This window comes from Bacillus sp. N13C7 (assembly GCF_026790065.1).
Classification (GTDB): domain Bacteria; phylum Bacillota; class Bacilli; order Bacillales; family Bacillaceae; genus Bacillus.
This window is the reverse complement of the sequence record NZ_JALAMO010000012.1, coordinates 95998-122362: the sequence shown is the minus strand read 5'-3', so window position 1 is coordinate 122362 and position 26365 is coordinate 95998. Positions and strand designations below refer to the sequence as shown.

The window sequence follows — 26365 nt, the reverse complement described above, 5'->3', positions numbered from 1 at the left end:
TGGGCTCTTTTTGTCCAATCACTCTTCTCTCTGTTATTCTTTGATTTTCTTCCTGCCAAACGGCCACCAGTTGCCTTCGCCAAAAGTCATGATGATTGCCGGAATGAAGAGCGGAAGAATGACAAGACCGTAAAGCAAGAGACCGATAATAATGACACTTGCCACCTGCATCAGCGTATTGACGCCTGAAGGCATCATCGCCGCGAACGTGCCGGCCAAAATAATGGCCGCCGTAATAATGACGGATCCCATTTTGCTCATTGATCTGACAACACCTTGTGCAATGCCGAGGTGCACCTCTTCCTTAAATCGGTCCAGCAAGAAGATCGAATAATCCACGCCTAACGCGATCAAGATGACAAAGCTGAAGAACGGTACTGCCCAGCTGACGCCGGCGTTTCCTAAGCCATTTACAAAAATTAATTCTGTTATGGATATCGACGTATAGTACGTCAGCAGCAGTGACGCAATCATATAAATCGGCTTGATCATTGAACGGAACAAAATCGTTAACACGATAAACAGCCCAATAATCATGATCACCATTGTTCTGGAGAAGTCCGTTGTGGATAGCTCTTTTAAGTCAGCATTCACACTCGTGACCCCGCCGTATACGATCTGTGCATCCTCGAGAGGAGTGCCGTCCACTTCGTTTGCTACAGCTTTTTTGATTTGGTTTATTGTTGTAATGGCTTGTTCTGAATAAGGATTAGAGTCCAGGACGACGCTTAATTGTATGCCTTTGCCGTCTGCAAAGGAATATTGGTCAATTGACTTCTTAAAGTCTTTATCCTTCATGACTTGATCAGGAATGAATATGCCTGTATCCCTTACGGTTGAACTTTTGCTCATGTTCTCTAACATATCACTGGAAGCTGTCATGCCGTCAGAGATTTTCGTCAGGCCATCATTTGCACTCTTCACGCCCCCGGCCAGCTTCTTCAGGCTTTCTGTCAGCGTTCCGGCTTGTGCTTGCTGGCCTGAGAGCTGCTGATTCGCTTGTTCAAGTCCGGTTTGAATCTGTCCAAGCTGTCCGCTGATTGCCGTAAGCTGCTGCACAGTCTGTGCAGTATTGCCGGTTTGGGAAATCTGTTTGCTCACGAGCTGCAGCTGCTGATTGATTTTGCCCAATCCGTCTGCCACATCGCCCAGTGAACCGCCGGACCTGCTATTTGAGGCTGAGCCGGTTTGCCCCGCCATTTGATTCAACCCGTTTTCTATATCCGTTAAACCGCTTTGGACATCAGCGATTCCTTTTACCGTCTTATCCAGTCCGTCTGAAACCGAGCCTAGCTGTTTATCAATATATAAATCTATGATTTTTTCACCAGTCGGCTGCGTGATGGTCATGACAGAGTCAACATGTTCGACTTTCTCGATCGCTTTGCTGATATTTCCGAGATAAGGGATTGTATCAGCTGTTGTAAGATCTTTGTCTCCTTTCACGACAACATTGATCGGGAACGCTTTCCCTTCACCGAATCCATCCTTGATGGCTTCGAGAGCTTTTACTGATTTATAATCACTGCTGATTTCCGCAGTCGAATCAAATGAAATCTGGTCATCATAGGTCAAAATGAACGGTAGCGTGATAATCACCGTGATGACAATAAACAGAAACGGACGCACAACAGAATGCCTGCCGAGAAACGCCCATAATTTGTTGTCACTGTGCGACAGCACTTTCTTAGAAGGCCAAAATAATTTTTCACCCAACGTTACCATAAATAATGGAAGCAGTGTATAGAGGATGACCATTAAGATCCCTACACCGACTGCGACTCCTACTGCAGATTGGAAAATCGCAAACTTTGCAAATCCTAAGGCGGAAAATCCGATCAATACCGCAAATCCGCTGATAAATAAGGTTTTTCCTCCAGTACGGTAAGCGATAAGCGCCGCTTCTTTTTTGTCATGCCCGTTTGCTAACTCTTCACGGAATCGGGTAAGAAGCAGAATGCAGTAATCCGTTCCGATCCCGAACAGGATGGCGACTAAGAAGGTTTGCGTAAACGTCGAGATAGGAAAATCAACATTGTACACAAGGATGCCCAGTATGGATTGACTGATCAGATAAGAGAAACCGACAACTACAATCGGGATAAAAGGCGTCACAACAGATCGAAACACGATCAGCAGTAAACCGATGATCAAGCAGACTGTGATCACTTCCGTTTTCTTGAGCCCTTCCTCTGAGCTGTGAGCGAAATCCTGATTGATGAGAGAGGCTCCCGTAATATAGGCCGTTAAATCATCAGGAACGATGTGATAAATGTCATCCGCGATTTTTTCCGCTTTTTTATCAGAACCTGTAATCGTGACAGGAATGAGAATCGTTTTCTTGTCTTTTGAAATCAATTGGTCTTTGACTTCTTTTTCTGCTGTCAGTGGAGACGTTACTTCTTCTACACCGTCGATCTTTTTGACTTTATCGATCATTGTCCGGAGCCGATCCTCTGTTTCTTTCTTCAAAGCGTGATCTAATGTAAAGACGATACTGATCGAATTATTGTCTTCTCCCGCTTGTTTTAAAATGGCATTTGCTCTTTCTGAAACAGCATTTGCAGGAAGCTGGGCCTGCCCCTTTTGATTGGCCAGCTCCTTTAAGTTCGGAGAAAACAAACTCAAAACGACGGTAAGTGCTAATATAACCGCTGCAATGGCCCACTTGAATTTGATGATTGCTCTCATTTTGCAGAATCTCCTCCTTTAAATTTGCTTTTTAGAATGGTGAATATCTCTATGATAGAATTTACGTGTTTCTCATCTATATCATCGATCAACTCTTTGAGAGCGTTAAAAATGGCTGAATCTAATTCTTCCAGTATGGTTTCACCGCTGGTTGTGATCTTAATAAGCTTAGAGCGCTTATCACTTTTCGTAGGACAGTCATCCCATTCAACCAATCCCTTATCAAGCAGCTTTTTCAGTCTATTAGAAATCGCACTTTTATGTACATTTTGATACATGGCTAGGCTGCCGGGAGAGGTTGGGCCCTTAACTTTTAAAATTTTTAACAGGTCCGCCTGTTCCCTTGAGATATGCTTGAAGACATCCTGATTGATTTCACGATGCACAAACTCTGTCCCTTCAAGTAATACTTCTACAAACAGGTTTATCGCCTGACATAGCTTTTGTTCATTCAACATCTGCCCCTCCTCATTATAGTTTACCCCTCTAAACTTTATGCTCAATGTCAATCAGTTTATTCCCCTAAACTATGTCTGTCAACATATTTTATTCACGAACACGACAACAAGAACACTCGTTCGTGTATAATAGATTCTATAAACGCGAAAGGGGAAAATGAACATGTCGGATTTTTCGTTAAAATTGTATGAATATAACGTCTGGGCCAATCAGCAAATATTCAACCGATTAAAAGAGCTTCCAAAAGAGGTGTACCGCCAAGAGATTCAAAGTGTGTTTCCGTCGATATCCCATGTGCTGTCTCATGTCTATCTTTCTGATTTAGGCTGGATTGAAGTGTTTACCGGCAAAAGCTTGAGTGATGCCTTGGCATTAGCTGAACAGCTAAAAGAACAGACAGATGCAAAAGAATTAGCGGAAATGGAAGACCTGTTTCTGACGTTATCCGAGCGCTATACATTATTTTTACAGCAAAAAGAACAGCTCAATAAGCCCCTCCAGATTCAAAACCCCTCTGGCGGAATCATGAAAACGACTGTTTCTGAATTGGTTCCCCATGTTGTCAATCACGGGACATACCACCGCGGCAGTATCACAGCAATGCTGCGGCAGGCAGGATACGCATCCGCTCCGACAGATTATGGGCTCTATCTGTATCTGAAAAAAGCTGAAATGGAATAAAAAAAGCGGCTCAATTTAGGAGCCGCTTTTTTCATGATGGATCGTTCAAAACATTAAAATTTCTTTTCATATTTTCTGTATAGTAAAAAAGATATAAATTTTAGTGTTATAATATTCATTAAAAATATATCGCTGACTCAATAAACAATTTTTCAATGGAGGAACACACAAAGTGACAGACGACATGACGAAAGACAATAAGCAGCAAAAATTGGAGAGAGGCTTGAAAAACAGGCACATCCAGCTCATCGCCATCGGCGGGGCCATTGGAACGGGCTTATTTCTTGGCTCCGGAAAATCGATTCATTTTGCTGGACCGTCGATTCTATTTGCTTACATGATCACAGGGATCATTTGCTTTTTAATTATGAGATCTCTGGGTGAACTGCTCTTATCGAATTTGAACTATCACTCTTTTGTTGATTTTGTACAAGACTATTTAGGCGATATGGCAGCCTTTATCACCGGCTGGACCTATTGGTTCTGCTGGATTTCGATTGCAATGGCTGATCTGACAGCCGTCGGGCTCTACACTCAATATTGGCTCCCGGGTGTGCCGCAATGGGTGCCCGGCTTAATCGCTCTGATTATATTACTGATTATGAACCTGGCAACCGTCAAGCTTTTTGGAGAATTAGAATTTTGGTTTGCGTTAATTAAAGTCATTGCCATTTTGGCACTGATCGTTATTGGCCTTGTGATGATCTTTAAAGGTTTTTCCACAAGCTCTGGGGTCTCCAGTTTCACAAATCTCTGGAGCCACGGAGGCATGTTCCCGAATGGCATGCACGGGTTTATCCTATCGTTCCAGATGGTTGTGTTTGCCTTTGTCGGCATTGAGCTGGTCGGACTGACAGCCGGTGAAACAGAAAACCCTGAAAAAGTGATCCCTAAGGCGATTAACAATATCCCTGTCCGGATACTGCTTTTCTATATTGGGGCTCTTCTTGTGATTATGAGCATCTATCCTTGGGATGTCATCAATCCTAGCGAAAGCCCATTCGTACAGGTGTTTGTCGCGGTTGGCATCGTCGGGGCAGCAAGCATTATCAACTTTGTTGTGTTGACTTCCGCTGCTTCAGCATGCAACAGTGCTGTATTTAGTACAAGCCGTATGGTCTATTCTCTGGCAAAAGATAACAATGCGCCTGAATCAATGGCAAAACTGACTCCGCGTAAGGTACCTAGAAACGCGTTGTTCTTTTCAGCTATCGTGATTTTAATCGGTGTAACGTTAAACTACATCATGCCAGAAGGCGTATTCACCCTGATCACAAGCATTTCAACCGTCTGCTTTATCTATATTTGGGGTATTACGGTCATCTGCCATATGAAATACCGTAAAACAAGACCTGAATTAGCGAAAACAAACAAGTTTAAGCTTCCGCTTTATCCGTTTACAAATTACCTGATTCTTGCGTTCCTGACGTTTATCCTGGTTGTGCTGGCATTAGCTCAGGATACTCGTGTTTCCTTATTTGTCACGCCGGTTTGGTTTATTTTGCTGATTGTGATTTATAAAGTGAGAAAAGCGAAGCATCAATAAGATTTGCAGCTCCTGCCTCAGAAATGAGAGCAGGAGCTTTTTTAATGAAAATAATGACAAATGCCCTTTGCTTTTGAATTTGAAGTTATGCTATAGTGTGCGTAATCAAAACAAGAAGGGATGATGGGTGGACAATGATTAACTAATCTTATTTTTACCGTTGTTTGAAATCAATATTTCAAATCAGAGAAAAAATAGGATTAGTCTGCCCATTTTCTATATATACGACAGTGCTATTTATAAATAATAGCTTATTTGATCATGCACAGGCGCGGCTAATCCTTCCAACACATTTGGGAGGATTTTTTTATTCTCCCTTTAAAGCGAGGGATATGAATGAAAGAGATCGTGACTTTAACAAATGTCAGCTATGAAGTGAAGGATCTGACTGTTTTTAAAAACGTAAACGCCAGTGTTCAGCAGGGAGATATCATTGGGATTATCGGCAAAAACGGCGCTGGGAAATCTACGCTGCTGCACCTCATACAAAATGACTTAGCTCCTGCACAAGGACAAATCCTTCGGCAGGATTTAAAAATGACGTTGGTTGAGCAGGAAACCGCGTCTTATTCCTATGCGAATCAGACGCCTGCCGAAAAGAAATTACTGGAGAAATGGTATGTGCCCGTTCGGGATTTCCAACAGTTAAGCGGCGGTGAAAAACTGAAAGCACGGCTGGCGAAAGGACTATCAGAGGATGCAGACCTTTTACTATTAGACGAACCGACAAACCACCTTGATGAAGAAAGCTTGCAATTTCTTATTCAACAGCTGAAAGGTTATAGAGGCACCGTGATTCTTGTTTCTCACGACCGTTATTTCTTAGACGAATCCGCAACAAAAATATGGTCGCTTGAAGCTCAAACCCTGATTGAATTCAAAGGAAATTACTCTGAGTATATGAAGTACCGCGAAAAGAAAAGACTCACCCAGCAGCGTGAATATGAAAAGCAGCAAAAAATGGTTGAACGGATTGAAGCACAAATGAATGAGCTTGCTTCTTGGTCGGAAAAAGCTCACGCTCAATCGACGAAAAAGGAAGGGTTTAAAGAATATCACCGCGTAAAAGCGAAGCGTACGGATGCCCAGATTAAATCCAAGCGGAAGCGGCTTGAACAAGAACTGGAAAAAGCAAAGGCGGAACCCGTTGAGCCTGAATATACTGTCCGCTTTTCAATTGATACAACAAAAAAAACAGGAAAACGTTTCTTAGAAGCTCAACATGTAACGAAGGCCTTTGGCGAAAGAACACTGTTTAAAAACGCACATTTTACAATTCAGCACGGCGAAAAGGTTGCGATCATAGGCCCCAATGGCAGCGGAAAAACAACATTACTGAAAATTATTCTGGGACAGGAATCGGCTGAGGGAAGTGTGTGGGTGTCGCCGTCGGCAAATATCGGCTATTTAACGCAGGAGGTGTTTGATTTACCTTTAGAACAAACTCCGGAAGAGTTATTTGAGAAAGAAACATACAAGGCAAGAGGGCACGTTCAAAATCTGATGAAGCACTTAGGTTTTACAGCCTCCCAATGGACTGAGCCAATCAAGCATATGAGTATGGGTGAACGTGTAAAGGTCAAGCTGATGGCATATATGCTGGAGGAGAAAGACGTGCTGATTTTAGATGAGCCGACAAACCATCTCGACCTGCCGTCACGCGAACAGCTGGAAGAAACACTGTCACACTATAGCGGCACATTGCTGGCGGTTTCACATGACCGATACTTTCTCGAAAAAACAACAAACAGCAAACTCGTCATCTCGGACAATGGCATCGAAAAGCAATTGGTTGACGTTTCATCAGAAAGAAATGACCGGGAGGAGCTTCGTTTAAAACTTGAAACAGAAAGACAAGAAGTGCTGGGCAAAATCAGTTTTATGACGCCGAATGATAAAGGGTACAAGGAACTTGATCAGGCTTTCAATGAGCTTACGAAACGATTGAAAGAGCTGGATCAATAGCGTTTAAGGGATACCAAAGGCGGTTCGCCCTTGGTATCTTTTAAGTTTCCGCCTTTAGCCCTCGCCAAAAAATATCGAAGGAAATCTCTAAAGACCGCTCAAATGATTGTTTATTCTCGTAAACCAGCTGAATGTTCAACCCGTCAAAAAGAGTGATGAAGGCTATCGCACACTTCTCGGGCGGATAGGTGATGCCTGATTCCTTAAACACAAGTGCAACCTGGCTTTTCAAAGCATGAAGAAACATCAAGTACTGGGCTGAAATAAAATCACTTACTTCAGCAGGAGCCTTAAACGACATCGCCTGCAAAAAGGCTACATTAGGCATAGCATGAAAGCGCACCTGCGTTTCTTTTAAAAAATCATATATAAGATTCTTGGCTGGCATATGCTTTCGGGATTCAAAAAAATCATTGATAAACGCTACTTCCTCTTCAACAATCTCGGGGTATACTTCCATCAGCAGATCCTTTTTTGACGAGAAATGGTAGGAAAGAGATTGTTTCCGAATTCCCAATTCTTTTGCAATATGCGCCATTTTGACTCCCTCGTAGCCAAGTTCATTAAATTGGCGAACAGCTGTGCGTTTTATATTCTCACGGGTCACTGTTCTGACCTCCCCACATTATTTCATCCGTTTTCTCTTGGAACAGATAAATAAAATATATAATAAAAGAAACAGCAGGTACACCAAAACGGAAGCGATATAAAGCGTCTGATACGAATAGATCGTTGCCACCACACCTAATAACAATGAGCCTCCGCCAATTCCCATATCAAAAAAATTAAAGAATGTTCCCATAGCGTCCTCATGTTCATCCTCTTCTACAAGATTGATACACCATGTCTGGATAGCCGGGAATATTGAGCCGAATCCAAATCCGTAACATATCGCCGCAGTAAAAAACATTGCATTGGTTTGGGCAATATATAATATTGAAAGGCCTGCTATTGAAAATATTGAGGCGGGGATAAGGATGGCTCCCGCTCCGAATCGGTCAAATATTTTCCCGGAGATAAGACGTATAAAAAAACTGGCTGCCGCAATCAGAAAGAAGAACATTCCGACACTTCGGAAACCCTTTTCGATCGCATAGAGTGAAAAGAAGGACATGATCCCAGATGCAGCAATGCCGACTAATAAAATGAGAAACGAAGGAAACAGCACACGTCTTTCTAACACCTTTACCTTTACCATTCCCTTTTCAGCCGTGTCTTTTGCTTCTGGCTGCCTCCGCACAAGTACAGCCATAAGCACAGCCAGTAAAAGAATGGACATCCCGCCAAGAAAAAGCCTCTCAAAATCATAAAGCTCCAGTGCTGCGATACCAATCATAGGTCCAACCGAAACTGCAATCGTTTCGCCTACCCCAAAATATCCAATCCCCTCACCTCGGCGCTCCTTCGGAATAATTTCCGCGGCAATCGTGGCAAAATAAGTAGTTGCTAACCCAAAACCGGCACCATGTATTAAGCGAATGAGCAATAGGACGCTCACATCTGACGCCAAGTAGTATGCACCGGTTGAGCAAGCACTAATAACAATTCCAAATATAAGTAAGTATTTTTTGTTAAATCGTTTTGCCAAAACCCCTGCAAAAGGACGTATGGCAATGGCAGATATCATAAAAATACCTGTAACCAATCCGACTTGCTTTGCCCCTCCTCCGATAGCAGTAACAAACAATGGCAATGTCGGCAATAACATTTCAAACACCATAAATAAAAATGCATTTGAAAGCGTGACAAAAACAAATGATAAGGACCACATTTTTACAGTATGTGTTTTTTCTACTTGTACCTCCATCAGGTTTCTTCTCCTTTTTCTGTTCATTGTTTAATTTCATCACACTCACTTTACCTGACTATAGTCAGACTGTAAACTGTTAATCTATAAAAATATTATGGAAATCGTTTATCATTTAATTATTTCAACTAATAAACTGACAATAGTCAGATTATTACGTTTGATTTGTCTTCACACGTGGAGAAGATCCATATAACCTTAACAGCTCCAAATCATTGCATAAAAAAAAGACCAACAGCTGTTGTCCTTTTCTCTCCATGGGCATGCGGCCCCCAAATGGAAATCCCACAAAAGAAGGGAGGTGATGAAGAAATGCAGAAGATTATTAAATGAAACAAAAAAAGTGAGGATGGATCATATGACTGAAGACTTTTACTGTGATGAGGTTTTTAGCGGCAAAACGAAAGTGAATAAAGTAATAGAGACAGATAACGTATTGGCATACTATCATACAAAGCCTTTTTATCCAGTCCATATTGTGGCTGTCCCTAAGAAACATATTTCCTCATTGATCACCCTGGAAGAGAACGACCATGAGTTGCTTCTTGAATTAATGAGTGTCATTCAAAAGGTCGCTTCCATGGTGACGGAAGAAAAAGGCGCATGCCGTGTGATCACCAACTTAGGAGCTTACCAGGACTCTAAACATCTACATTGGCATATTGTGTTTGGGAAACCGCTTAAGTAAGCGGCTTTGATCAGCACAGCTGTTTCCGCATACGTATATTGGTCATGGCATAGCCCATCTTCTGATAAAGATAGACGGCTGTCTCGTTGTGCGCAAACACATGAAGAGCAAGTCTTTCCGCACCAAGCTCTCTTGCTCTTTCATCCAGCGTTTGAAGCGCCAATTGAGCCAGCCCTTTTCCGCGAAAGGCTTCATACAATCCAAAGGAATAGATAAACGCTTCCTTTTGCGGATGAAACGGATCAGCATACAGCCAGAGCCACCCCATCCTTTCTCCTTGTTCATTTATGATGTTCCAAAAATAATGATTTCTGCTGTTTCGTCCCTTCGGAATCATGTTCTCATATGCCTGCTCCGATTTTTCGAATGCCTCTTTTTCTGTCCAAGTTCCCGATTTTATGTTTTGTTTCGCATAATTTTGCACGGACATCCCGCGAAATGCTTCGAACTCTTCTACACTCATGTCTTCCAAGGTTAACGTCATCCTGTATTCCTCCCTATGAAAAAAGTCCAGCCAATGCCGGACAATCACTGCCTACAAATGAAAAATAAGCCGGTTAAGCCTCTGACTCTCTATCATTCGATAAGAGAAATAGGTTTCCTGCAAAATAAGATGTGAGGATCGTGGAAATATAAAGAGAAAAGCTTACATGAACTCCCTAATCATGATCGAAACAATCAATCAGATCATTGCGGATATCGTCATGAGAAATGATTGATGCGCTCGCACAATATGGAGGAGATCACACATGGTGTCCAGCTTTTACAACAAGCATGGGGAATGGCATGACATTATTCCCTTTCTAATGAAAAAAAACCCCTTAAAGCGGGCTTTTATTCATATAACCGATAAACCCTTTTCAGCCTTTCTTCAAGCTGTTCAAAATGAACAAAACGGGCTTCTCTCAGAAACTCAGTTCCATCGATAAACAAAAGAAGCACAGGAACGGTGAAGACTGAAAATCGGCCGGCAACCTCTTCTACATCGTCAGCATTGATATGCGCCAATGTGATGTTTGGAAACTGATCCAATAAAATTCTGAGCTGCGGCAGAACAGCATGACATACTGTACAGCCGGGTCTTGATATATAGATAAAACTGAATAGATGCAGTTTAATAAAATTCTCTATATCATCTAATGATTGTAATTCTGTCATCTCTTTCATCCATTTACTCCTTCAAATTGGTCTGTCTTTCATGACCAAGCTCATCGATACGTATTATTCACTATACACATTTATATGAATGATATCCGCTTTTTGCTTTTACCTGCAAGCTTGCACGAATATGGAAAAACAAAGAACAGTTACCTACCGCTTGCCAGTAACTGTTCTAACATACTTTCGTATTAAAAATGCAAAGCGTAAGCCCCTGAACCGATGAGTGCAACCCCGATGGAGACTGCAATCAGCACCACGTTATATTCAAAACCGCCGGCCGCCATTCGCAAATCCCTTCGCTCCATGGACTTTTACGATGGCACCTAACATAATGATCGTGATGATAGCAGCTCCAAGTGGAAGGAATATACCTAAAATAAATAAAATTCCGCTTACTAATTCCCCAAGACCTGTTAAAGCGGCCGCGACGTTACCTGGTTTCAACCCAATTGACTCGAACCATTGTCCGGTTCCTTTAATCCCGTATCCGCCAAACCAGCCGAATAATTTTTGTGATCCATAAAACAGAAACACCACACCAATCATCACACGAATAAGCAACAGTCCTGTATCTTCCATTTGTATCTCTCCTCATCTTTGTTTTCATCTCTTTGCTGACAGTACCGTCCAGCATTCATCAATTGAATATATGTTTCTTTATTTTTTATGTGTCAAATCAATCTAACTCTCTCACTTCAAACGGCAGCAGCCCCTGTTCAATTTGTTTCCGATGCGGTTCATATTGAACAGGCAGCATTAATTTTTCGCCCATTGTTTCTGGTGATTCATCATGCGCAAATCCCGGCGGATCCGTTGCGATTTCAAACAGGATCTCCCCATGTTCTCTGAAGTAAATTGCATTAAAATAATTTCTATCCCGAACAGGAGTCACACCATATCCCTGAGAAGCAATATGTCTTTGCCAAGCTAATTGATCTTGGTCATCACTAGCCCGCCAAGCAATGTGGTGCACAGTGCCGACTCCCATTTGTCCGCGGCCAATAGGCGTTACTTTAAGGTCAATCACATTTCCGATATCACCGGCAGAACGATAACGAACGAAGTCTCCTTCTTTACCGACTCGTTCCAGCCCCATAATAGTTTCTAGCAGTTCACCTGTTTTTTCAGACTGTGCTGATAACAGCGTTGCACCTCCAAAACCTTTAATCGCAACGTCAGGTGTTATATCTCCGAAGGTCCAAGTATTGGCTTCTCCTTCTTCTCTTTCCACGATTTCTACATGCAGGCCATGCGGATCATCAAATTCTACGTATTGTTCACCAAAACGCTCGATTTTTGTGTACGGAACGTTGAACGTTTCAAGTCTCTTTTCCCAAAATGCCATAGCCCCCTTCGGCACGGCATAAGAAGTCACGCCTACTTGACCGTCACCAATGATGCCTTGGCGGGCACCCGCCCACGGAAAGAAGGTGATGATTGTTCCTGGCTTCCCGCCTTCATTCCCAAAATAAAGATGATACGTGCCTGGATCATCGAAATTGACCGTTTGCTTGACCAAACGAAGCCCCAGCACTCCTGCGTAGAAATCAACGTTTTCTTGAGGGTGACCGACAATTGCTGTAATATGATGTATCCCCATCGTTTTTTTAAGCATTTTTATCCGCTCCTTTTTGCGTTTTTTACATATATTCAACAAACTCATTCACAGGCTTCCGGTAGCCGCGCGGCCTTCTGCTCTCTGTTTTTTCTTTCCCGATTGTAATCATCATGACAATCTCAAATTGGTCATCTATATTCAAAATCTGTTTCACGGCTTCCGCATCAAATCCGATCATAGGGCAGGTGTCCCAACCTTTTTCCTTAGCAATCAGCATAAACATCATCGCAGAAAGTGACGCATTCCTTATCGCCTCATCTCTCTTAAATGATTCTCCCCTGTCTTCATAAAACGAAACGGTGTCTTGAACCATGTGATCATACTCTTGCTTATTTAAGATCCCCAACATCTTTAACCCTTCATAGATGTCAGCCGCTTGCTGATATGCCTGCTTATCCCCTAATACCAGGAGAACGGCAGATGAGCTCAATACTTTATATTGTCCGTTTGCAGCCTGCTTCAGTTTTTCTTTTACATCTGGTTCAAGTACCGCCACATATTTTGTGTGCTGCAAATTAAAAGCTGATGGAGCTAATGCAACCCATTCGAACATCTCATTGAGGTCTTCTTTTGTGATTGGATGATCTGGAAGGAAGTTGCTTGCAGATCTTCTTTCATTGACTAACTGTAAAAATTCAGCCATTATGACACACCTCTTTATCTCGAATTCGAGATATTATTCCAAAAAATCCATTGCAAATAATTAGATGACTCTTCATTATTTAGCGATACTCAGTTTATGATTTTCATGTTTTCATTTATAATCCTAACCGTATATCTCGAATTAAAATATCTTGAATATGAGATAATAATAAAACACGAATGATTTAAAGTCAATATTTTTTTAAAAACATGGAAAAATTTTCACTAAACGGGATTTTGTTTAGCTGTCTGATCTTTAGCCTGGCTCCAACTTTTTTTCTGTCACCTTATTTAGTAGTAAACAGGAAACAACGTTGCTATAGACCCAAACGAAATGCAATTGGTATGATAAGCAAAGTGATTACACAAGGATACGGAGAGCGATAAAAGGCGCTCCTATTTTTTTGTGCAGTTTTTCAGGAGGAAAAAATGGCAAGTGAAAGAGAACAAATAAGCAAAAAAGTTGCTTTGATAGCATTAATAGCCAATCTGATCTTAATGGCCGGAAAGGTCTTTTTTGGGCTGATAGGCAATAGTGAAGCGGTTTTTGCAGACGGAATACATTCCGCAGCGGATGTCGTTGCGTCGATTGCTGTCCTGGCAGTGATCGGTATTTCCAATAAACCGCCTGATCAAGACCATCCTTTTGGGCATGGCAAAGCGGAAGTCATCAGCGAGGCGATTGTAGGGATTATCTTAGTGATCGTATCCGTTTACATTTTAATAGAAGCGATTTTGTCCTTTGTTGAAGGGCCGGGCGTTCCGCAATACAGCGCATTGTTTGCAGCTCTGATTTCATACGCGGCTAAGGAGATCTTATACCGATATTCCATTAAGCAGGGGGAAAAATGGAACAGCAAAGCGATTATAGCAATTGCATACGATCACAAAGGCGATATCGTGGCCTCTCTTGCCGCTTTTATCGGCGTCCTATTGGCGATTATCGGAAGCATCCGCGGATGGTCTTATCTGCTGTACGCCGATGCAATTGCCAGCGCAATTGTGGCTTACCTTATTTTTAAGATTTCAATGGAATTAATCAGGCCGTCTGTTGATGTGCTCATGGAGAAAAGTGTCGATCCCGAGCTGATAGAGGAATATAAAGCTATTATTTTGCATTGTCCTCAAGTCAAACGGCTCGATAAAATCCGTGCACGGGAACATGGCCACTATAAATTGCTTGATGTCCGATTATCATTGGATCATGATTTGACGATTAAGCAGGGACACGATATTGCGCGCGACATCCGAAATGAAATCAAAAGACAGTTTTCAGATGTTGAAGAAGTGCTTATCCATGTGAATCCTTATTTTGAAGAATAGAAAAGCTCCTTTCAAAAAAAGGGGCTTTTTTTCTGCATTATTCCGCCTTCTACCCTCAGCCTCTAACCCCGATTACCTTTAGGGCTCCTTCATCATATATAATGTGGATGTATGGAAAGAATAAAGCAAACAAATGTACAGAAAGGTTGTTAGAATGAAGGAATTTTTTTCGATTGGAGAAGTTTCAAAGTTATTCAATGTAAAAATTTCTGCGCTTAGGTATTATGATGAAATCGGTCTGTTGAAACCGGAATATAAAGACAAGCAAACGAACTATAGAAATTATTCTACCCAACAATTTGAGCGGTTGGATACGATCAAGTATTTAAGGGCTTTAGGCCTGCCAATCAATAAACTTCTTGATTTTTATAATTCTCAAAATACAAACACCCTGATTCATTTACTGAAAAGCCAGCAAGCTGAAATTGACCGTAAAAAGAAAGAATTGGAACGCATTGAAAGAAAGATCTCCCGCCGGATCACACAAATAGAAGATGCCGTTCACACGCCGCTAAATCACATTTCAAAAATCAAACTTCCCGCACTACGTGTGGCTTATTTACAGCATGAATATATTCTCGGCCATGATATCGAACATTCCTTAGCAGCTTTGAGAACCCGCCTGAATGTGAATGAAGACATCTTTATAGGCAAGATCGGTTTATCCATTTCAGCAGCAAATGTAAAAGCAAATCAGTTCGACAAATATTCCAGTATCTTCATGATTCTTGAAGATGAAAATGAAGAGACTTCATCCGAAATCATTTTTCCTTCAAGAGAATATCTGCAAATCAGGTTTAAAGGGTCACATCCAGAAGCCGAACCATATTACAAAAAGGTACTGGCATATATGAAAGACCATCATTATGAGATAGCCGGGGACTCAATCGAAATCACACTCATTGATTATGGGATTACGAATCATCTGGATAATTATGTGACTGAAATCCTGCTGCCCATCAAATAAATCCGAAGAATATGCTGTCAATCTCCCTTGACTCTCTACTAACTAGAGGGTTTATTTTGTATGCAGGAATCATTATTGGAGGAGAAAACTTATGTTTGGAACCATTTTTAACACAGTTATGATCATTGCAGGAAGCATCATCGGAGGGGTATTCAAAAAAGGCATTAAAAATGAATACCAGGATATCCTGATGCAAGCAATGGGATTCGCTGCAGTCGCGCTGGGGATCAATGCCATCACACAGCATTTGCCTGATAGTAAATACCCCATTCTTTTCATTGTGAGCTTGGCCATTGGCGGTTTGCTTGGCCAAATCATCAATCTGGAATTGCGATTCAACAAGCTCGTGAACAAATTCTCTAAAAGCAACTTAGCGGAAGGTTTATCAACCGCGATCTTATTATTTTGCATAGGTTCGCTTTCAATATTGGGCCCTGTTGAAGCCGCGCTGAATGAAAATTATACATACCTCCTGACAAACGGTATGTTAGATGGGATTACCTCCATTGTGCTCGCTTCGACTTTTGGTTTTGGAATTGCAGCGGCTGCGATTGTATTATTTGCCTGGCAGGGCTCCATCTATTTATTTGCTTCAGTAATGGAGAGCGCCATCAATACAGACCTTATCAACGAAATCACAATTGTGGGAGGCATACTCATCCTCAGCTCAGGGTTAAGCATTCTTGGAATCAAGAAGTTCAAAACACTGAATCTGCTGCCTTCCCTCTTGATCCCGCCTGTTGTGATTTTTGTGATTCAGGCATTTGGATTGCATTTTTAATAACGGGCGCTTGAAGTTAAAAAAAGCAGATCATAAAAGATCTGCTTTTTCTATTACATGATTTGTTTCTTTTGTTCATAATCTATTTCTGGCTGTATTTCTTTCGTGAGTTGGTGCCCTTCTATGTCCACATTCGGAATGATCTTGTCTAGCCATTTTGGCAAATACCAGGCTGCATTCCCCATCAGCTTCATGACACTTGGAATGAGTGTCATTCGTACAATAAATGCATCAAAGAGCACACCAAAGGAAAGAGCCAATCCGTTGGCTTTGATAGACGCTTCACCAGCAAAGATAAATCCTGCAAAAACGAATATCATGATCAGGCCGGCTGCGGTGACAACAGGACCGCTGTGTTTTAATCCAGCTTGAATCGCTTGTACTGGATTCTTTGTTTTCACATATTCTTCACGCATTCTGCTTACAAGGAATACTTGATAATCCATGGCTAATCCAAACAGTATCCCAATAGATAAAATCGGCAAGAACGCGAGTATCGGCCCTTTTTCAGGTATTTTCAAAAAGTCGATGAGATTACCGTCTTGTAAAACAAATACACAGGTTCCAAGTGTGGCTGTCATCGTCAATATGAATCCTGCAACCGCAACAAGCGGCACAAGCAGCGAACGGAAAACGATGGTCAGCAAGACAAACGCAAAACCAACTATGAGTACAGCAAACACCGGTATCGCGTCATTAAGGCGGTCTGAAATATCAATATTCACTGCAGTCGATCCAGTAACGAGCAAATCTACCCCGTTTTTATCTGATAAGCTGCGTACATCCTTTACCAAATCCTTCGTTACCACATCATTTGGGCCTGTTGTTGGAACTACCGTAATGATGGCAAAGTTCCCTTCTTCATTAGGCCGTGCAGGAGTGACACTTGATACATGGTCTAGCTCCTTTATTTCTTTCACTGCATCTGCGAAGGCTTCCGCCTTATTTTCTGTCACACTTGTGGCATCCGCTACGATTGTTAATTGACCATTAAATCCTTCTCCAAAACCATCGGCAAGCAAGTCATAAGCCCGGCGATCTGGATTATCCTTCGCTTTCATCCCTGCATCAGGCAAGCCCAGCTCCAAATGCATCGACGGGATACTAATGACGAGCAAAATAAGAATGCTGCATACACTTAGCATGATAGGATTTTTTGTGACAAAGCGTCCCCAGACATTTGTTTCAGCGCTTTGATTTTCTTTTTTCTTGTTTGACTTCGGAACCATCCGTTTCCCCACTATCGACAAAACGGCAGGCACAAGCGTGATTGAAGCGAGAACAGCCAACAATACACTAAGCCCTGCTGTCAGCCCCATTGCAGACATAAAAGGAATGTTAACGACAGTCAATCCGCAAAGTGCGACGATCACAGTAAGTCCCGCAAAAACAACTGCACTTCCAGCTGTTCCTGTCGCTCTCGCAATTGATTCATTTTTTTGTGCGCCTTCGCCTAAAAACTGGCGGTGCTTCGTAAAAATAAATAAAGCATAATCTATCCCAACAGCAAGGCCAATCATTCCAGCTAATGAAAGGCTGACGGAAGCAATATCGAATACTTGTGTCCCAATCAACACCAGTCCAATACTTACACCTAAACCAATTAGCGCAGTTAAAATCGGCAAACCTGCTATTAATAAGGAGCCGAATGTAATGGCTAAAACGACAAAGGCCAAGATAATGCCGACAATTTCAGACACTCCGCCTATCTCCATCTCGGCTCCTGGTATATCTCCGCTTAGCTCCGTCTGCAAGCCCTCAGCATCAGCTATTTTCAAACTGTTTTTTACATGTTCGATAGAGTAATCTTTTATATCATCTGCTGAAGATTTATACGTAATATCAGCATAGGCAACTGTGCCATCTTTCGCGATTGTTCCTGTCACAAAAGGACTTGCAATCGAGTCTACGGAATCATCTTTATTGATTTCCTTAAACGTATTTTCGATTGCTTTTTTGGCTGACTCTGCAGTAAGTTTCTCTCCATCTTCAGCTCCGAAAATCACCCGTATGCTCCCTTTATCAGGACCGTGAGGAAATTCTTTTTGAATGACATCCATCGCTTTTTCCGAAGGTGTGTCAGGTATGGACATATCCTCAGAAAAACTTGGTTTTAACGTGATTGCAAGGCCTACCGAAGCAACTAACACAACGATCCACGCACATATTACTTTTATGCGATTGCGAGCAACCCATCCTCCTAATTTATATAACATTCTAGACATGATAATCTCCTTTCAGCACATTGCTAGATAACATTCTTTGCTTTCTCATTGTAGTTGACAATGAAATAAAAAAAACGTACATTCGGGCATGTACGTTTGGGCAAATTTCAAATTTGATGTTATTTGTCTAATGTCAGAATACCTCTTTGCATGGCAATCGTCACGGCTTCAGTTCTTGAATTTGCGCCTAATTTATTGTAAATGGACGTTAACCTGGACTTTACTGTTCTCTCAGAGACGCCCAAATCATAGGCGATCGCTTTGCTTTTAAAACCTTTAGCAATTGCTTTTAGAACAATGACTTCCTTTTCTGTCAGCTGCGTATTACTGCCCTGCTTCTTCATCTGCTCCAGTTGGATGTCTTGCAGACGTTTTAAGATATCAGGCTGCAACAGCACGTTTCCTCTTATTGCTGCATCCATTGTATGAAAAAGGGTTTCTGAACTCGTATCCTTCAATAGATATCCTTTCGCCCCTAATTCAATTCCTTCGATCATGAGATGATCTTCATTATACGTAGTCAAAATAATGATGGGGATGTCGTGTTTTTCTTTTATTAGTTTAATGGCTTCTAACCCGCTCATCTCTGGCATATACAGATCCATGAGAATAATATCCGGTTTTAAATCATCTGCTAGGCGGACTGCTGCTTTGCCATTTTCCGCCTCTCCTATGATGGTGTAGTGATCATTCGTTTCAATTAAAAGCTTCAGACCTTCCCTCACGACAAGGTGGTCATCAACGATTAAAACCTTATTCATCTTTCATCTCTCCTTGAATTGGTACAGTGATCTCAGTTTGTGTTCCTTTAGATTTTACACTCTTTATATTGAATTGGCCTTTCATTGCTCTGACGCGTTCTTCTATACCGAGAAGCCCATAATGTCCTCTCTTTTTCTTGCCCTTTTCAACATCAAATCCTTTCCCATTGTCCTTCACAGTTAAATGGAGCCTTCTCTTATCATCATCCCAGATAGATACCGAGACCGTTTCTGCTTCAGCATGCTTAGCTGCATTCGTTATGCATTCTCCAATGATGTAATAACAGTTTTCAGCTGTACGAACGTCTAACACCTGATGTAATCTGTAGTCTAAAAACACACCCATGCCTGTCGACTCTTGAAAATGATCCAATAGTGAAGTAATTCTTTCTTTTAAAAAACCGATTTCTTCTGATTTGCTGCGTAGATCGTCAATCGCTGAACGCGCATCCGCTAATGTACCTCTCACTCTTTTTATTGATTGTTGAATGATTTCTTTTGCTCTCTCTATATTGCCGTTGGCGAGATGAACATGAATCGCATCCAGCTGCATATTTAAACTGACTAGCCCTTGAGCAAGCGTATCGTGTAAGTCCCGGGCCATACGCTGTCTCTCGTTTTGCAGCGTCAGCTGTTCTACCTGCTGATGAGCCAGCTCCAGTCTTTCAAGAGTCAGCTGCGCTTTTATCTTTTCATCAACTTGGGAAAAAAATGTAGCGGCATAAGTAATAATCACGATCATAATAGGTACGGCAATGACAAGAAAATGCAAGTATTCACCTTTGTGAATCTGATTTGGCACATTGATTGACAGCAGAAGCAATAAATAAAGGATGAGGAAAGTCTTTCTTCTGTCTGCCATTCCTATAATCTGTCCAATCAAAAATGCATAAAGGCCAATGATGATCAGCACTAAGAAGCCAGTCATGAGATTAGCAAGTGTAAAAGTGATAAAACCTTGTACGACGAAATACAGAATCACCCTCTTCTTCACCCACCGATATGAGTGCCAATGCAGTAACACAAAAATTGCGATTAATATTGTAAACACATGAAGCAATAAAATGGACCAGCTCCCAGAAACAAATTGCAGCACGATAGAGGCTATGTAGATCATGAGAATAAATGCAAGTCCTGGAACTCTGAGGGCAAGCATATTTAATGCCCGCCTATCATGTGGGTAGTATTTTTCTTTGATAGAATTCTTTATCTGCAAACCTTATCCACTTCCTTTACCAGTTTAACCGAACAGAGACTAATGAAAATAGAACCCATTTCATTGAACGTGCAACACACATTTATCCAATCATTTTATAGGAAGAGAAGGAACACAACAATACCAAGGTGCTGTGAACCATTAGATGTTCCCAACATACGAGCATTGCCCAAAGGTACATAAGCATTCTGCCTTTATGTACGTTTTATCTTTCCAACTTTACATTTAAAATAATGAGGAACTCACTATTCATTGAAGGAATGATCATCATTGAAATCGATTGATCTCACCATTTTATCATTAAAAAGAAAAGGAATTCGAACTGAGAAAGTGTTAAGAAATCAGTGCCTTGATCGATTAAGCAATGTGAACGAAGAAACAGATGAGCATAGAAACAAAGATGCTCAATCAAATAGAACGTGTAAAGAAAAAGAGGAATGAATATGTATTGGTTTTTAGGTGTTTTTTTATATTTTCTAATTGGTACTTGTATATTCATTGGGGTCATTAGAGACAGTCACTCAGGTTCATGGATACTCCTTGCATTAGCAGCTCCTCTCATCATTGTTGGCTATCCTTACTTTTATTCAAAGCAGCTTCTTGCCAAAAGGTGGTAAAATAGACGCCATACAAACTGTACATTGGTAAAATAATCAATGCCGGGATACAATTTATGTATCTTAAGGAAAGGAGTCTTGCCTTATGAGTCAAAGAGTGTCCTACTATGATGTTGCACCTGAAGGTATGAAGATGATGATGGATATGGAGAAATACACGAAACAATCTTCAATTAACCGATTGACGAGGGAGCTAATTAAAATCAGAGTTTCTCAAATAAACGGGTGTGCTTTCTGCTTAGATATGCATACTTCTGATGCCCGCAAAATGGGGGAAACGGAACAGCGAATTTACTGCTTACCTGCTTGGAATGAATGTGATTTTTATTCACCTGAAGAGAAAGCAGCGCTCGAACTATCTGAACACATCACGCTCATTCCATCTAAAAGGGTTCCTGATGAGCTCTATCATCGAGTGCGGGAACATTATGATGAAAAACAATATGTTGACCTAGTTCTCATCATCAATCAGATAAACAGTTGGAATCGCATCTCTATTGCAATGGGGAATCAAGCAACTTCAAGATAATGAGAAGGAGTAAGATTTTAACGAATCTTACTCCTTCTTTCTCATTCTCTTAATAAAAAGTTCCCTAAATATTCACTTTGAAGTATTTATCCAATGCGATTTTCCCGCTTTGTGTAATCCTAATCGCCCTCGTTTTCGGCATACGAACGATCCATTCTTCTTCTAACATTCGCACCAATAGGGCATTTCCTGACGCCCCTGCAATATGATGTTGCCGCTCACTCCAATCCAAACAGCAGCAGGCAAATGCTCTCCTCTTACTTCGCTGCTGCTCTTCGTGGATGCCTAAATTCGAAAAGAACAAAGATCCCTCTGACGTCACCTTAAAGTTTACATCAATTTTTTTTAACATCCCTTGCTCAACGAGTGAATTTGTAATTTGTACGCCCACATAACCCGCCAAATGATCATAACAGGTGCGGGCGAAATGCATGTCCCTTTTCTCTTTTGAATCCTTTAAAGATGTGACTTTGGCTTCAGGCGCAATATGAAGCAATTGTTCGATCATGTTTGCAGCATCTGAGTTAGACAACCTGTAATACCGATGCCTTCCATGCTTCTCTACGCTAATCAGCTTTGCTTCAAGCAATTTATTCAGGTGAAAACTTGCGGTTTGAGGTTTAATATTAGCGAGATATGCAAGCTCTCCCGCAGGGTGTATCCTTCCATCCATTAGGCTGAGAAGAATGGAAGAACGCGAGGGATCAGATAGCAGCGAAGAGATTTTGGCAATATTAGGATTCATGTTTTTCCTCCTTACATTCATATTTCGATGATAGTTGAAATGTTAAACCTTTACAATATGAATGTAATGATGACAAGGAGGGATAAGCATTGAATATTGAACAAGACACTCTTCATTTTAAAGAAATCAAACCAAACATCATGTATTATGGAACCTCAACATTTCTTCTTTCCACATTGAATGAGGATGGAACCACTAATATTAGTCCTATGTCTTCTTCTTGGGCTCTTGGAAACTATATTGTCCTTGGAATAGGCCTGGGAGGAAAAGCGATTGAAAACATAAATAGACACAAAGAATGTGTCATAAACTTACCCGGCCCTGATTTATGGGAAAACGTTGAAAGAATTTCATCCTATAGCGGAAAAAAGGATATTCCGCCTTTAAAGAAACAGCTCGGGTTTACATATAAAAAAGAAAAATACGAGGCAGCAGGGTTAACAGCTTTGCAATCAAAAACAGTTTTACCTACACGCATTAAAGAATGCCCCATCCATATTGAAGCTGAGGTAAAACATATTCGGATTCCAGAATATGAATCATCTTTTGCGATTGTAGAGACACAGGCGTTACATGTTCACGCCGAGGAAAGAATCATATTAAACGAAAACCATATCAACCCCTCTAAATGGAGCCCGCTTATCTATAATTTTAGACATTATTTTGGTTTAGGCAGAGAAGTAGGGAAGACCTTTCGTTCAGAAACATGATCTTTTTAAGACCAAGCTAAGACTTGATCTATTTATAGAGGAAACTCGCCAGATCAAGCGAACATTAAGCTTGATCTCTTTTTTTAGGATTGGATAAATACTGCCTGCTGGCCAATTCTTTAATCATCAAGCCCAATTCATAAATCCCTTTTTGAAGATCTTCCAGTGATGCATAAGCATATGATAAGCGAATATAATTCCCTTTTTCCCGAGCATAAATACTGCCGAGATTAAGAAGAATCCCTTTTGATAAGGCTTTCGTATAAAGTAACTTCATTGATATTGCAGGCAATATTTTGATCCAGATAAAGAATCCTCCCTTAGGCACATTCCATGTTGCAACATTCTTTGTTCATCCTGCTGGCCGCTTTTTCGGAGAGTATTTATTTCGTTTTTTAACCCCGCTATATAAAAAAATATGGCTTTATCCGATTCGTTACATTTTCATTTTGGGGCGGAACAATACCTATGCTTATGTTTCTGCCAGGCTTAGGCGGAGAGATGATGAACGCTTCCATGAACGCAACATTGTCCATTGTTTATTTAGGTTTATTGCCAACCATTGTGCCATACTTTGCCCTTGCATATGTCACTTCACTCGTCGGCTCATCAGAAGCAACCCTTTCGCTTTATGCAACACCGGCTTTAGCCTTGCTTATTTCTTGGTTGTGGATAGGTGAAATACCCGTACTCCTCTCCCTGCTAGGCGGGGTGGTGACAGTCAGCGGAGTGTGTTTTACCTACCTTAAAGGAAATAAAACGAATCAGATTTTAATCCCCCATGTTTCTTCTAAAAGGATTAAAAAACTCTAAAGAAAAAGATACCAACATTGTTTGGTATCTCATTTTTATGCTTACAATTTCATTTATAAACCTCTTTTGAAACTGGGTAAAAGCGGCTTATGAGGGATGCTATTTTATATTTGCCAAATTAGCTGCTGCTTTATTTAGGAAATAAGCGTAACCTGTTTGCAATTGCTCAAGCATATTTCTATGAAACTCATCAACGATGAAAAACTCTGTTTGATTTAGAAAGTCTTGCGGTGATGATGGATGCCCCTTTTTTCTTAAAAAGGATAAATGTTCTTTTACACGATTCAAAACGGTTGCATCGTTTGGAGAGAGACCTTCTTGCAGGAATCGAACCATGTCTTCATTAAATGACTGCGCTTCTATGGCAGAATCGTTCATTGCTTCTACATCAATGGTTTCATTTGATAAGTCAAACTCATACTCTTTTTTCAAATGTTCATTTTGGTCTTTTAAGGCTTCTTCCCATTCTTCTTCAGTTTCAAAACCTTTAAACATTGCTTCCATGTCTAAATCGACTCCTTCTTTGGCGCTTTTGATCGAGGAATTGATTGTCTTAACCAGTCCTTTCAACCGATCGATTTTTTGTTCTAATAAATATTTTTGCTGGATCAGCATACTTTCTCTATCGGTTTCTCCATCTAATAATTGTTTAATATCTTTGAGAGGCAAATCCAGTTCTTTGTAAAAAAGGATTTGCTGCAATCGTTCGATATCCTTTTTTCCGTATAAATGATAGCCTGCTTCCGTCATTTGCTCCGGAATCAAAAGGCCTAATTTGTGATAGTAATGTAACGTCTTCACTGTGGTGTGAGCTAACTTAGCAACTTCACGAACGGTATACACTTCAATTCCCCCTTTCCATGCTCTTATACTAAGGTATCCTCGAAGGTAAGAGTCAACACAGTCATTTCACCTTTTTAGCTAAAAACAACAAGCCATTGATGTGTATTTATTGTTTATCATTTCATTTTCAAAACATTAACCGAGTTTCAGGTCGAACAATCCGCAAGGTTTTTATATTTCTCCTTCTTAATGAAAAAAAGAACCTTTTTTAGGTTCTTTCATTACGATTATCCAGAAAAGTAAATAGAGTATTAAAGCCTAATTTAGCTGCCAATGTAATAGACGAATTGTTGCAAACATCACAATCCCAGCTAGGAGTCACCCCATTTTCCAGACCATATTCTATAAACTTACTTCCTGCACAATAAGCTAAGCCCATGCCTCTATATTCTTCAAGTGTATAGATATCCATTTCTGCTCGATTGTTTCCTAAAAAGATAGAAGTACACTCACTAACAACATGATCGCCGTGTACGACGGCAAATCCAAAGCCATTTCCCAAAAAATGCGTGGCAGAATTCCAATACTCCTCGTAATAAGCGCTGTTAAACGCTGTACTGTTTGAAATGATGTCTTCGTCTATTCTTTTTAACACTAGCCCCTTTGGCAGCTGAAAAGCCGTTTTCGAAGGTTTTGGCTGAAAAGAAAATGCAGCTCTTCTTATTTGATTAAAGTCGTCTCTCAGTATTGTTTTCATCACGCTATCCCATGTATCGTTAGAAGAAAAAAGGGTAAATCTCTTTGTTGAATTCCTTTGTTTTTCATAATATTCAGCAATGAAATCATTAAAAACTTGATTCCCCTCTTCTCCCGCAACAAAATAAATGCCTGATTCAGTCCCTACAAAAAACATCTAGGGAATGTTTGGTTATCTACATAAATAGCTCCCGGAATGGTTTGGTCTAATATTGAATAGACAAATGTAGGACAAAATGTTTCAAGCTGTTATATTTGGATTTTATTAGTTCCTGCAAACAGACAACCCCTTTGTAACATCTTCCCCCTTCAAATTCTGTTAACAAAATTAATTTTCCTTTCTCTAAGCTAAATAACTTTCCTTCAAGTAGAATAAAAAAACAGGTGTCTGCACTAAGCCTACAGACACCTGTTGAACAACACATTGATGGACCATCAATTTTCTTCTGAGTCTTATTCCCCAGTTTCAGCAAACTGTTTTAAGCGGTCTCCAATTTCATCACGGACTCTTTGGAAAAACGCCCATTTTTCTTCATCTGTTCCTTGTGCTTTTGCAGGATCATCAAATCCCCAGTGCTCGCGTTTTACATGCGGAGGTGTCACTGGGCATTTGTCAGCTGCATCACCGCAGAGGGTAACAACCAAATCAGCATTGTTTAAAATGTTCGGATCAATGATATCTGAGGTTTGGTCGGAAATATCAATCCCTGCTTCCTTCATTGCTTTGACGGCATGAGGGTTTAAGCCATGAGCCTCGATTCCTGCGCTGTGCACGTTCCACTTGTCTCCAAGGTATTTTTTCCCCCATCCTTCAGCCATTTGGCTGCGGCAGGAGTTACCAGTGCATAAAAAGTAAATTGTTTTCTTTGACATGTCTATCT

At 40.9% G+C, this 26365-nt stretch carries 25 protein-coding genes and 4 pseudogenes; 12 read left to right on the top strand and 17 right to left on the bottom strand.

Annotated features, from left to right (window positions below; genetic code table 11):
• Positions 1 to 33: 33 nt before the first annotated feature.
• Both MOB98_RS14285 and MOB98_RS14280 read right to left on the bottom strand, forming a co-directional pair.
• A complete protein-coding gene (locus MOB98_RS14285; RefSeq protein ID WP_268425349.1) occupies positions 34 to 2691 on the bottom strand; it encodes an MMPL family transporter in 2658 nt (885 codons plus the stop codon).
• On the bottom strand, positions 2688 to 3146 hold the full coding sequence (locus MOB98_RS14280; protein WP_029316994.1) for a MarR family transcriptional regulator: 459 nt from the start codon (positions 3144 to 3146) through the stop codon (positions 2688 to 2690). Before MOB98_RS14280 ends, MOB98_RS14285 begins: the two co-directional genes overlap by 4 nt.
• 166 nt (positions 3147 to 3312) lie before the next feature.
• Between MOB98_RS14280 and dinB the strand changes: the two genes are divergently transcribed.
• The 3 genes from dinB (at position 3313) to vmlR (ending at position 7342) form a co-directional block, all read left to right on the top strand.
• On the top strand, positions 3313 to 3831 hold the full coding sequence (dinB, locus tag MOB98_RS14275) for a damage-inducible protein DinB (protein WP_268358361.1): 519 nt from the start codon (positions 3313 to 3315) through the stop codon (positions 3829 to 3831).
• Positions 3832 to 4003: 172 nt separating this feature from the next.
• A complete protein-coding gene (locus MOB98_RS14270) occupies positions 4004 to 5377 on the top strand; it encodes an amino acid permease (protein WP_268358363.1) in 1374 nt (457 codons plus the stop codon).
• Between the two features lie 336 nt (positions 5378 to 5713).
• Positions 5714 to 7342, top strand: coding sequence for an ABC-F type ribosomal protection protein VmlR (gene vmlR, locus MOB98_RS14265; protein ID WP_268358365.1), 1629 nt, complete (start codon positions 5714 to 5716; stop codon positions 7340 to 7342).
• A gap of 40 nt (positions 7343 to 7382) precedes the next feature.
• On the opposite strand, the gene MOB98_RS14260 is transcribed toward vmlR, so the two are convergent.
• Both MOB98_RS14260 and MOB98_RS14255 read right to left on the bottom strand, forming a co-directional pair.
• On the bottom strand, positions 7383 to 7949 hold the full coding sequence (locus MOB98_RS14260; RefSeq protein ID WP_268358367.1) for a TetR/AcrR family transcriptional regulator: 567 nt from the start codon (positions 7947 to 7949) through the stop codon (positions 7383 to 7385).
• 18 nt (positions 7950 to 7967) lie between these two features.
• A complete protein-coding gene (locus MOB98_RS14255) occupies positions 7968 to 9149 on the bottom strand; it encodes an MFS transporter (RefSeq protein WP_268358368.1) in 1182 nt (393 codons plus the stop codon).
• 358 nt (positions 9150 to 9507) lie between these two features.
• On the opposite strand from MOB98_RS14255, the gene MOB98_RS14250 reads away from it, so the two are divergent.
• A complete protein-coding gene (locus MOB98_RS14250; protein ID WP_050542681.1) occupies positions 9508 to 9837 on the top strand; it encodes an HIT domain-containing protein in 330 nt (109 codons plus the stop codon).
• 10 nt (positions 9838 to 9847) lie between these two features.
• Here MOB98_RS14250 and MOB98_RS14245 read toward each other — a convergent pair whose 3' ends face one another.
• From MOB98_RS14245 to MOB98_RS14225, 5 genes and pseudogenes are all read right to left on the bottom strand, one after another.
• Positions 9848 to 10321, bottom strand: coding sequence for a GNAT family N-acetyltransferase (locus tag MOB98_RS14245; protein ID WP_268358370.1), 474 nt, complete (start codon positions 10319 to 10321; stop codon positions 9848 to 9850).
• A gap of 350 nt (positions 10322 to 10671) precedes the next feature.
• A complete protein-coding gene (locus tag MOB98_RS14240; RefSeq protein WP_268358371.1) occupies positions 10672 to 11004 on the bottom strand; it encodes a thioredoxin family protein in 333 nt (110 codons plus the stop codon).
• Positions 11005 to 11186: 182 nt separating this feature from the next.
• A pseudogene (locus MOB98_RS14235) lies at positions 11187 to 11577 on the bottom strand (DoxX family protein).
• 97 nt (positions 11578 to 11674) lie between these two features.
• Positions 11675 to 12613, bottom strand: a complete 939-nt coding sequence (locus tag MOB98_RS14230; RefSeq protein ID WP_268358372.1) for a ring-cleaving dioxygenase — start codon at positions 12611 to 12613, stop codon at positions 11675 to 11677.
• Between the two features lie 25 nt (positions 12614 to 12638).
• Entirely contained in the window at positions 12639 to 13259 is a 621-nt protein-coding gene (locus tag MOB98_RS14225) for a nitroreductase family protein (RefSeq protein ID WP_268358373.1), read from the bottom strand.
• A gap of 428 nt (positions 13260 to 13687) precedes the next feature.
• Between MOB98_RS14225 and mneP the strand changes: the two genes are divergently transcribed.
• From mneP to MOB98_RS14210, 3 genes are all read left to right on the top strand, one after another.
• On the top strand, positions 13688 to 14581 hold the full coding sequence (mneP, locus tag MOB98_RS14220; RefSeq protein ID WP_268358374.1) for a manganese transporter MneP: 894 nt from the start codon (positions 13688 to 13690) through the stop codon (positions 14579 to 14581).
• A gap of 154 nt (positions 14582 to 14735) precedes the next feature.
• Positions 14736 to 15548: a MerR family transcriptional regulator gene (locus MOB98_RS14215; RefSeq protein WP_268358375.1), complete on the top strand. Its 813-nt coding sequence runs from the start codon at positions 14736 to 14738 to the stop codon at positions 15546 to 15548.
• Positions 15549 to 15639: 91 nt separating this feature from the next.
• Positions 15640 to 16329, top strand: a complete 690-nt coding sequence (locus MOB98_RS14210; protein WP_268358376.1) for a DUF554 domain-containing protein — start codon at positions 15640 to 15642, stop codon at positions 16327 to 16329.
• Between the two features lie 53 nt (positions 16330 to 16382).
• Here the strand turns inward: MOB98_RS14210 and MOB98_RS14205 are convergent, their stop codons facing one another.
• The 3 genes from MOB98_RS14205 to MOB98_RS14195 form a co-directional block, all read right to left on the bottom strand.
• Complete coding sequence (locus MOB98_RS14205) at positions 16383 to 18554, bottom strand: MMPL family transporter (RefSeq protein WP_268358377.1); 2172 nt, start codon at positions 18552 to 18554, stop codon at positions 16383 to 16385.
• Positions 18555 to 18673: 119 nt separating this feature from the next.
• Complete coding sequence (locus tag MOB98_RS14200; protein ID WP_019713424.1) at positions 18674 to 19315, bottom strand: response regulator transcription factor; 642 nt, start codon at positions 19313 to 19315, stop codon at positions 18674 to 18676.
• The gene (locus MOB98_RS14195; RefSeq protein WP_019713423.1) at positions 19308 to 20471 is read right to left on the bottom strand and encodes a sensor histidine kinase; all 1164 of its coding nucleotides are present in this window, start codon (positions 20469 to 20471) and stop codon (positions 19308 to 19310) included. The genes MOB98_RS14200 and MOB98_RS14195 overlap by 8 nt, the downstream gene beginning before the upstream one ends.
• Before the next feature lie 330 nt (positions 20472 to 20801).
• On the opposite strand from MOB98_RS14195, the gene MOB98_RS14190 reads away from it, so the two are divergent.
• From MOB98_RS14190 to MOB98_RS14180, 3 genes are all read left to right on the top strand, one after another.
• Complete coding sequence (locus tag MOB98_RS14190) at positions 20802 to 20972, top strand: hypothetical protein (RefSeq protein ID WP_268358379.1); 171 nt, start codon at positions 20802 to 20804, stop codon at positions 20970 to 20972.
• Entirely contained in the window at positions 20969 to 21148 is a 180-nt protein-coding gene (locus tag MOB98_RS14185; protein ID WP_268358380.1) for a hypothetical protein, read from the top strand. Before MOB98_RS14190 ends, MOB98_RS14185 begins: the two co-directional genes overlap by 4 nt.
• A gap of 85 nt (positions 21149 to 21233) precedes the next feature.
• On the top strand, positions 21234 to 21677 hold the full coding sequence (locus tag MOB98_RS14180; RefSeq protein ID WP_268358381.1) for a carboxymuconolactone decarboxylase family protein: 444 nt from the start codon (positions 21234 to 21236) through the stop codon (positions 21675 to 21677).
• Positions 21678 to 21741: 64 nt separating this feature from the next.
• On the opposite strand, the gene MOB98_RS14175 is transcribed toward MOB98_RS14180, so the two are convergent.
• Positions 21742 to 22422, bottom strand: coding sequence for a winged helix-turn-helix domain-containing protein (locus MOB98_RS14175; RefSeq protein ID WP_268358382.1), 681 nt, complete (start codon positions 22420 to 22422; stop codon positions 21742 to 21744).
• 140 nt (positions 22423 to 22562) lie between these two features.
• On the opposite strand from MOB98_RS14175, the gene MOB98_RS14170 reads away from it, so the two are divergent.
• Complete coding sequence (locus MOB98_RS14170; RefSeq protein ID WP_419900968.1) at positions 22563 to 23132, top strand: flavin reductase family protein; 570 nt, start codon at positions 22563 to 22565, stop codon at positions 23130 to 23132.
• Positions 23133 to 23196: 64 nt separating this feature from the next.
• Here MOB98_RS14170 and MOB98_RS14165 read toward each other — a convergent pair.
• Positions 23197 to 23481 (bottom strand): annotated as a pseudogene (locus tag MOB98_RS14165) (hypothetical protein); the annotation flags it as partial.
• Between MOB98_RS14165 and MOB98_RS14160 the strand changes: the two are divergent.
• Positions 23481 to 23945, top strand: a pseudogene (locus MOB98_RS14160) (DMT family transporter); the annotation flags it as partial. The pseudogenes MOB98_RS14165 and MOB98_RS14160 overlap by 1 nt on opposite strands.
• A gap of 99 nt (positions 23946 to 24044) precedes the next feature.
• Here MOB98_RS14160 and MOB98_RS20825 read toward each other — a convergent pair.
• The 3 genes and pseudogenes from MOB98_RS20825 to arsC form a co-directional block, all read right to left on the bottom strand.
• The gene (locus MOB98_RS20825; protein ID WP_268358384.1) at positions 24045 to 24788 is read right to left on the bottom strand and encodes a MerR family transcriptional regulator; all 744 of its coding nucleotides are present in this window, start codon (positions 24786 to 24788) and stop codon (positions 24045 to 24047) included.
• A gap of 208 nt (positions 24789 to 24996) precedes the next feature.
• Positions 24997 to 25762 (bottom strand): annotated as a pseudogene (locus MOB98_RS14150) (GNAT family N-acetyltransferase).
• Positions 25763 to 25937: 175 nt separating this feature from the next.
• Positions 25938 to 26357 (bottom strand): arsenate reductase (thioredoxin), encoded by a 420-nt coding sequence (arsC, locus tag MOB98_RS14145; protein ID WP_268358386.1) that lies wholly within the window; start codon positions 26355 to 26357, stop codon positions 25938 to 25940.
• Between the last annotated feature and the right edge of the window lie 8 nt (positions 26358 to 26365).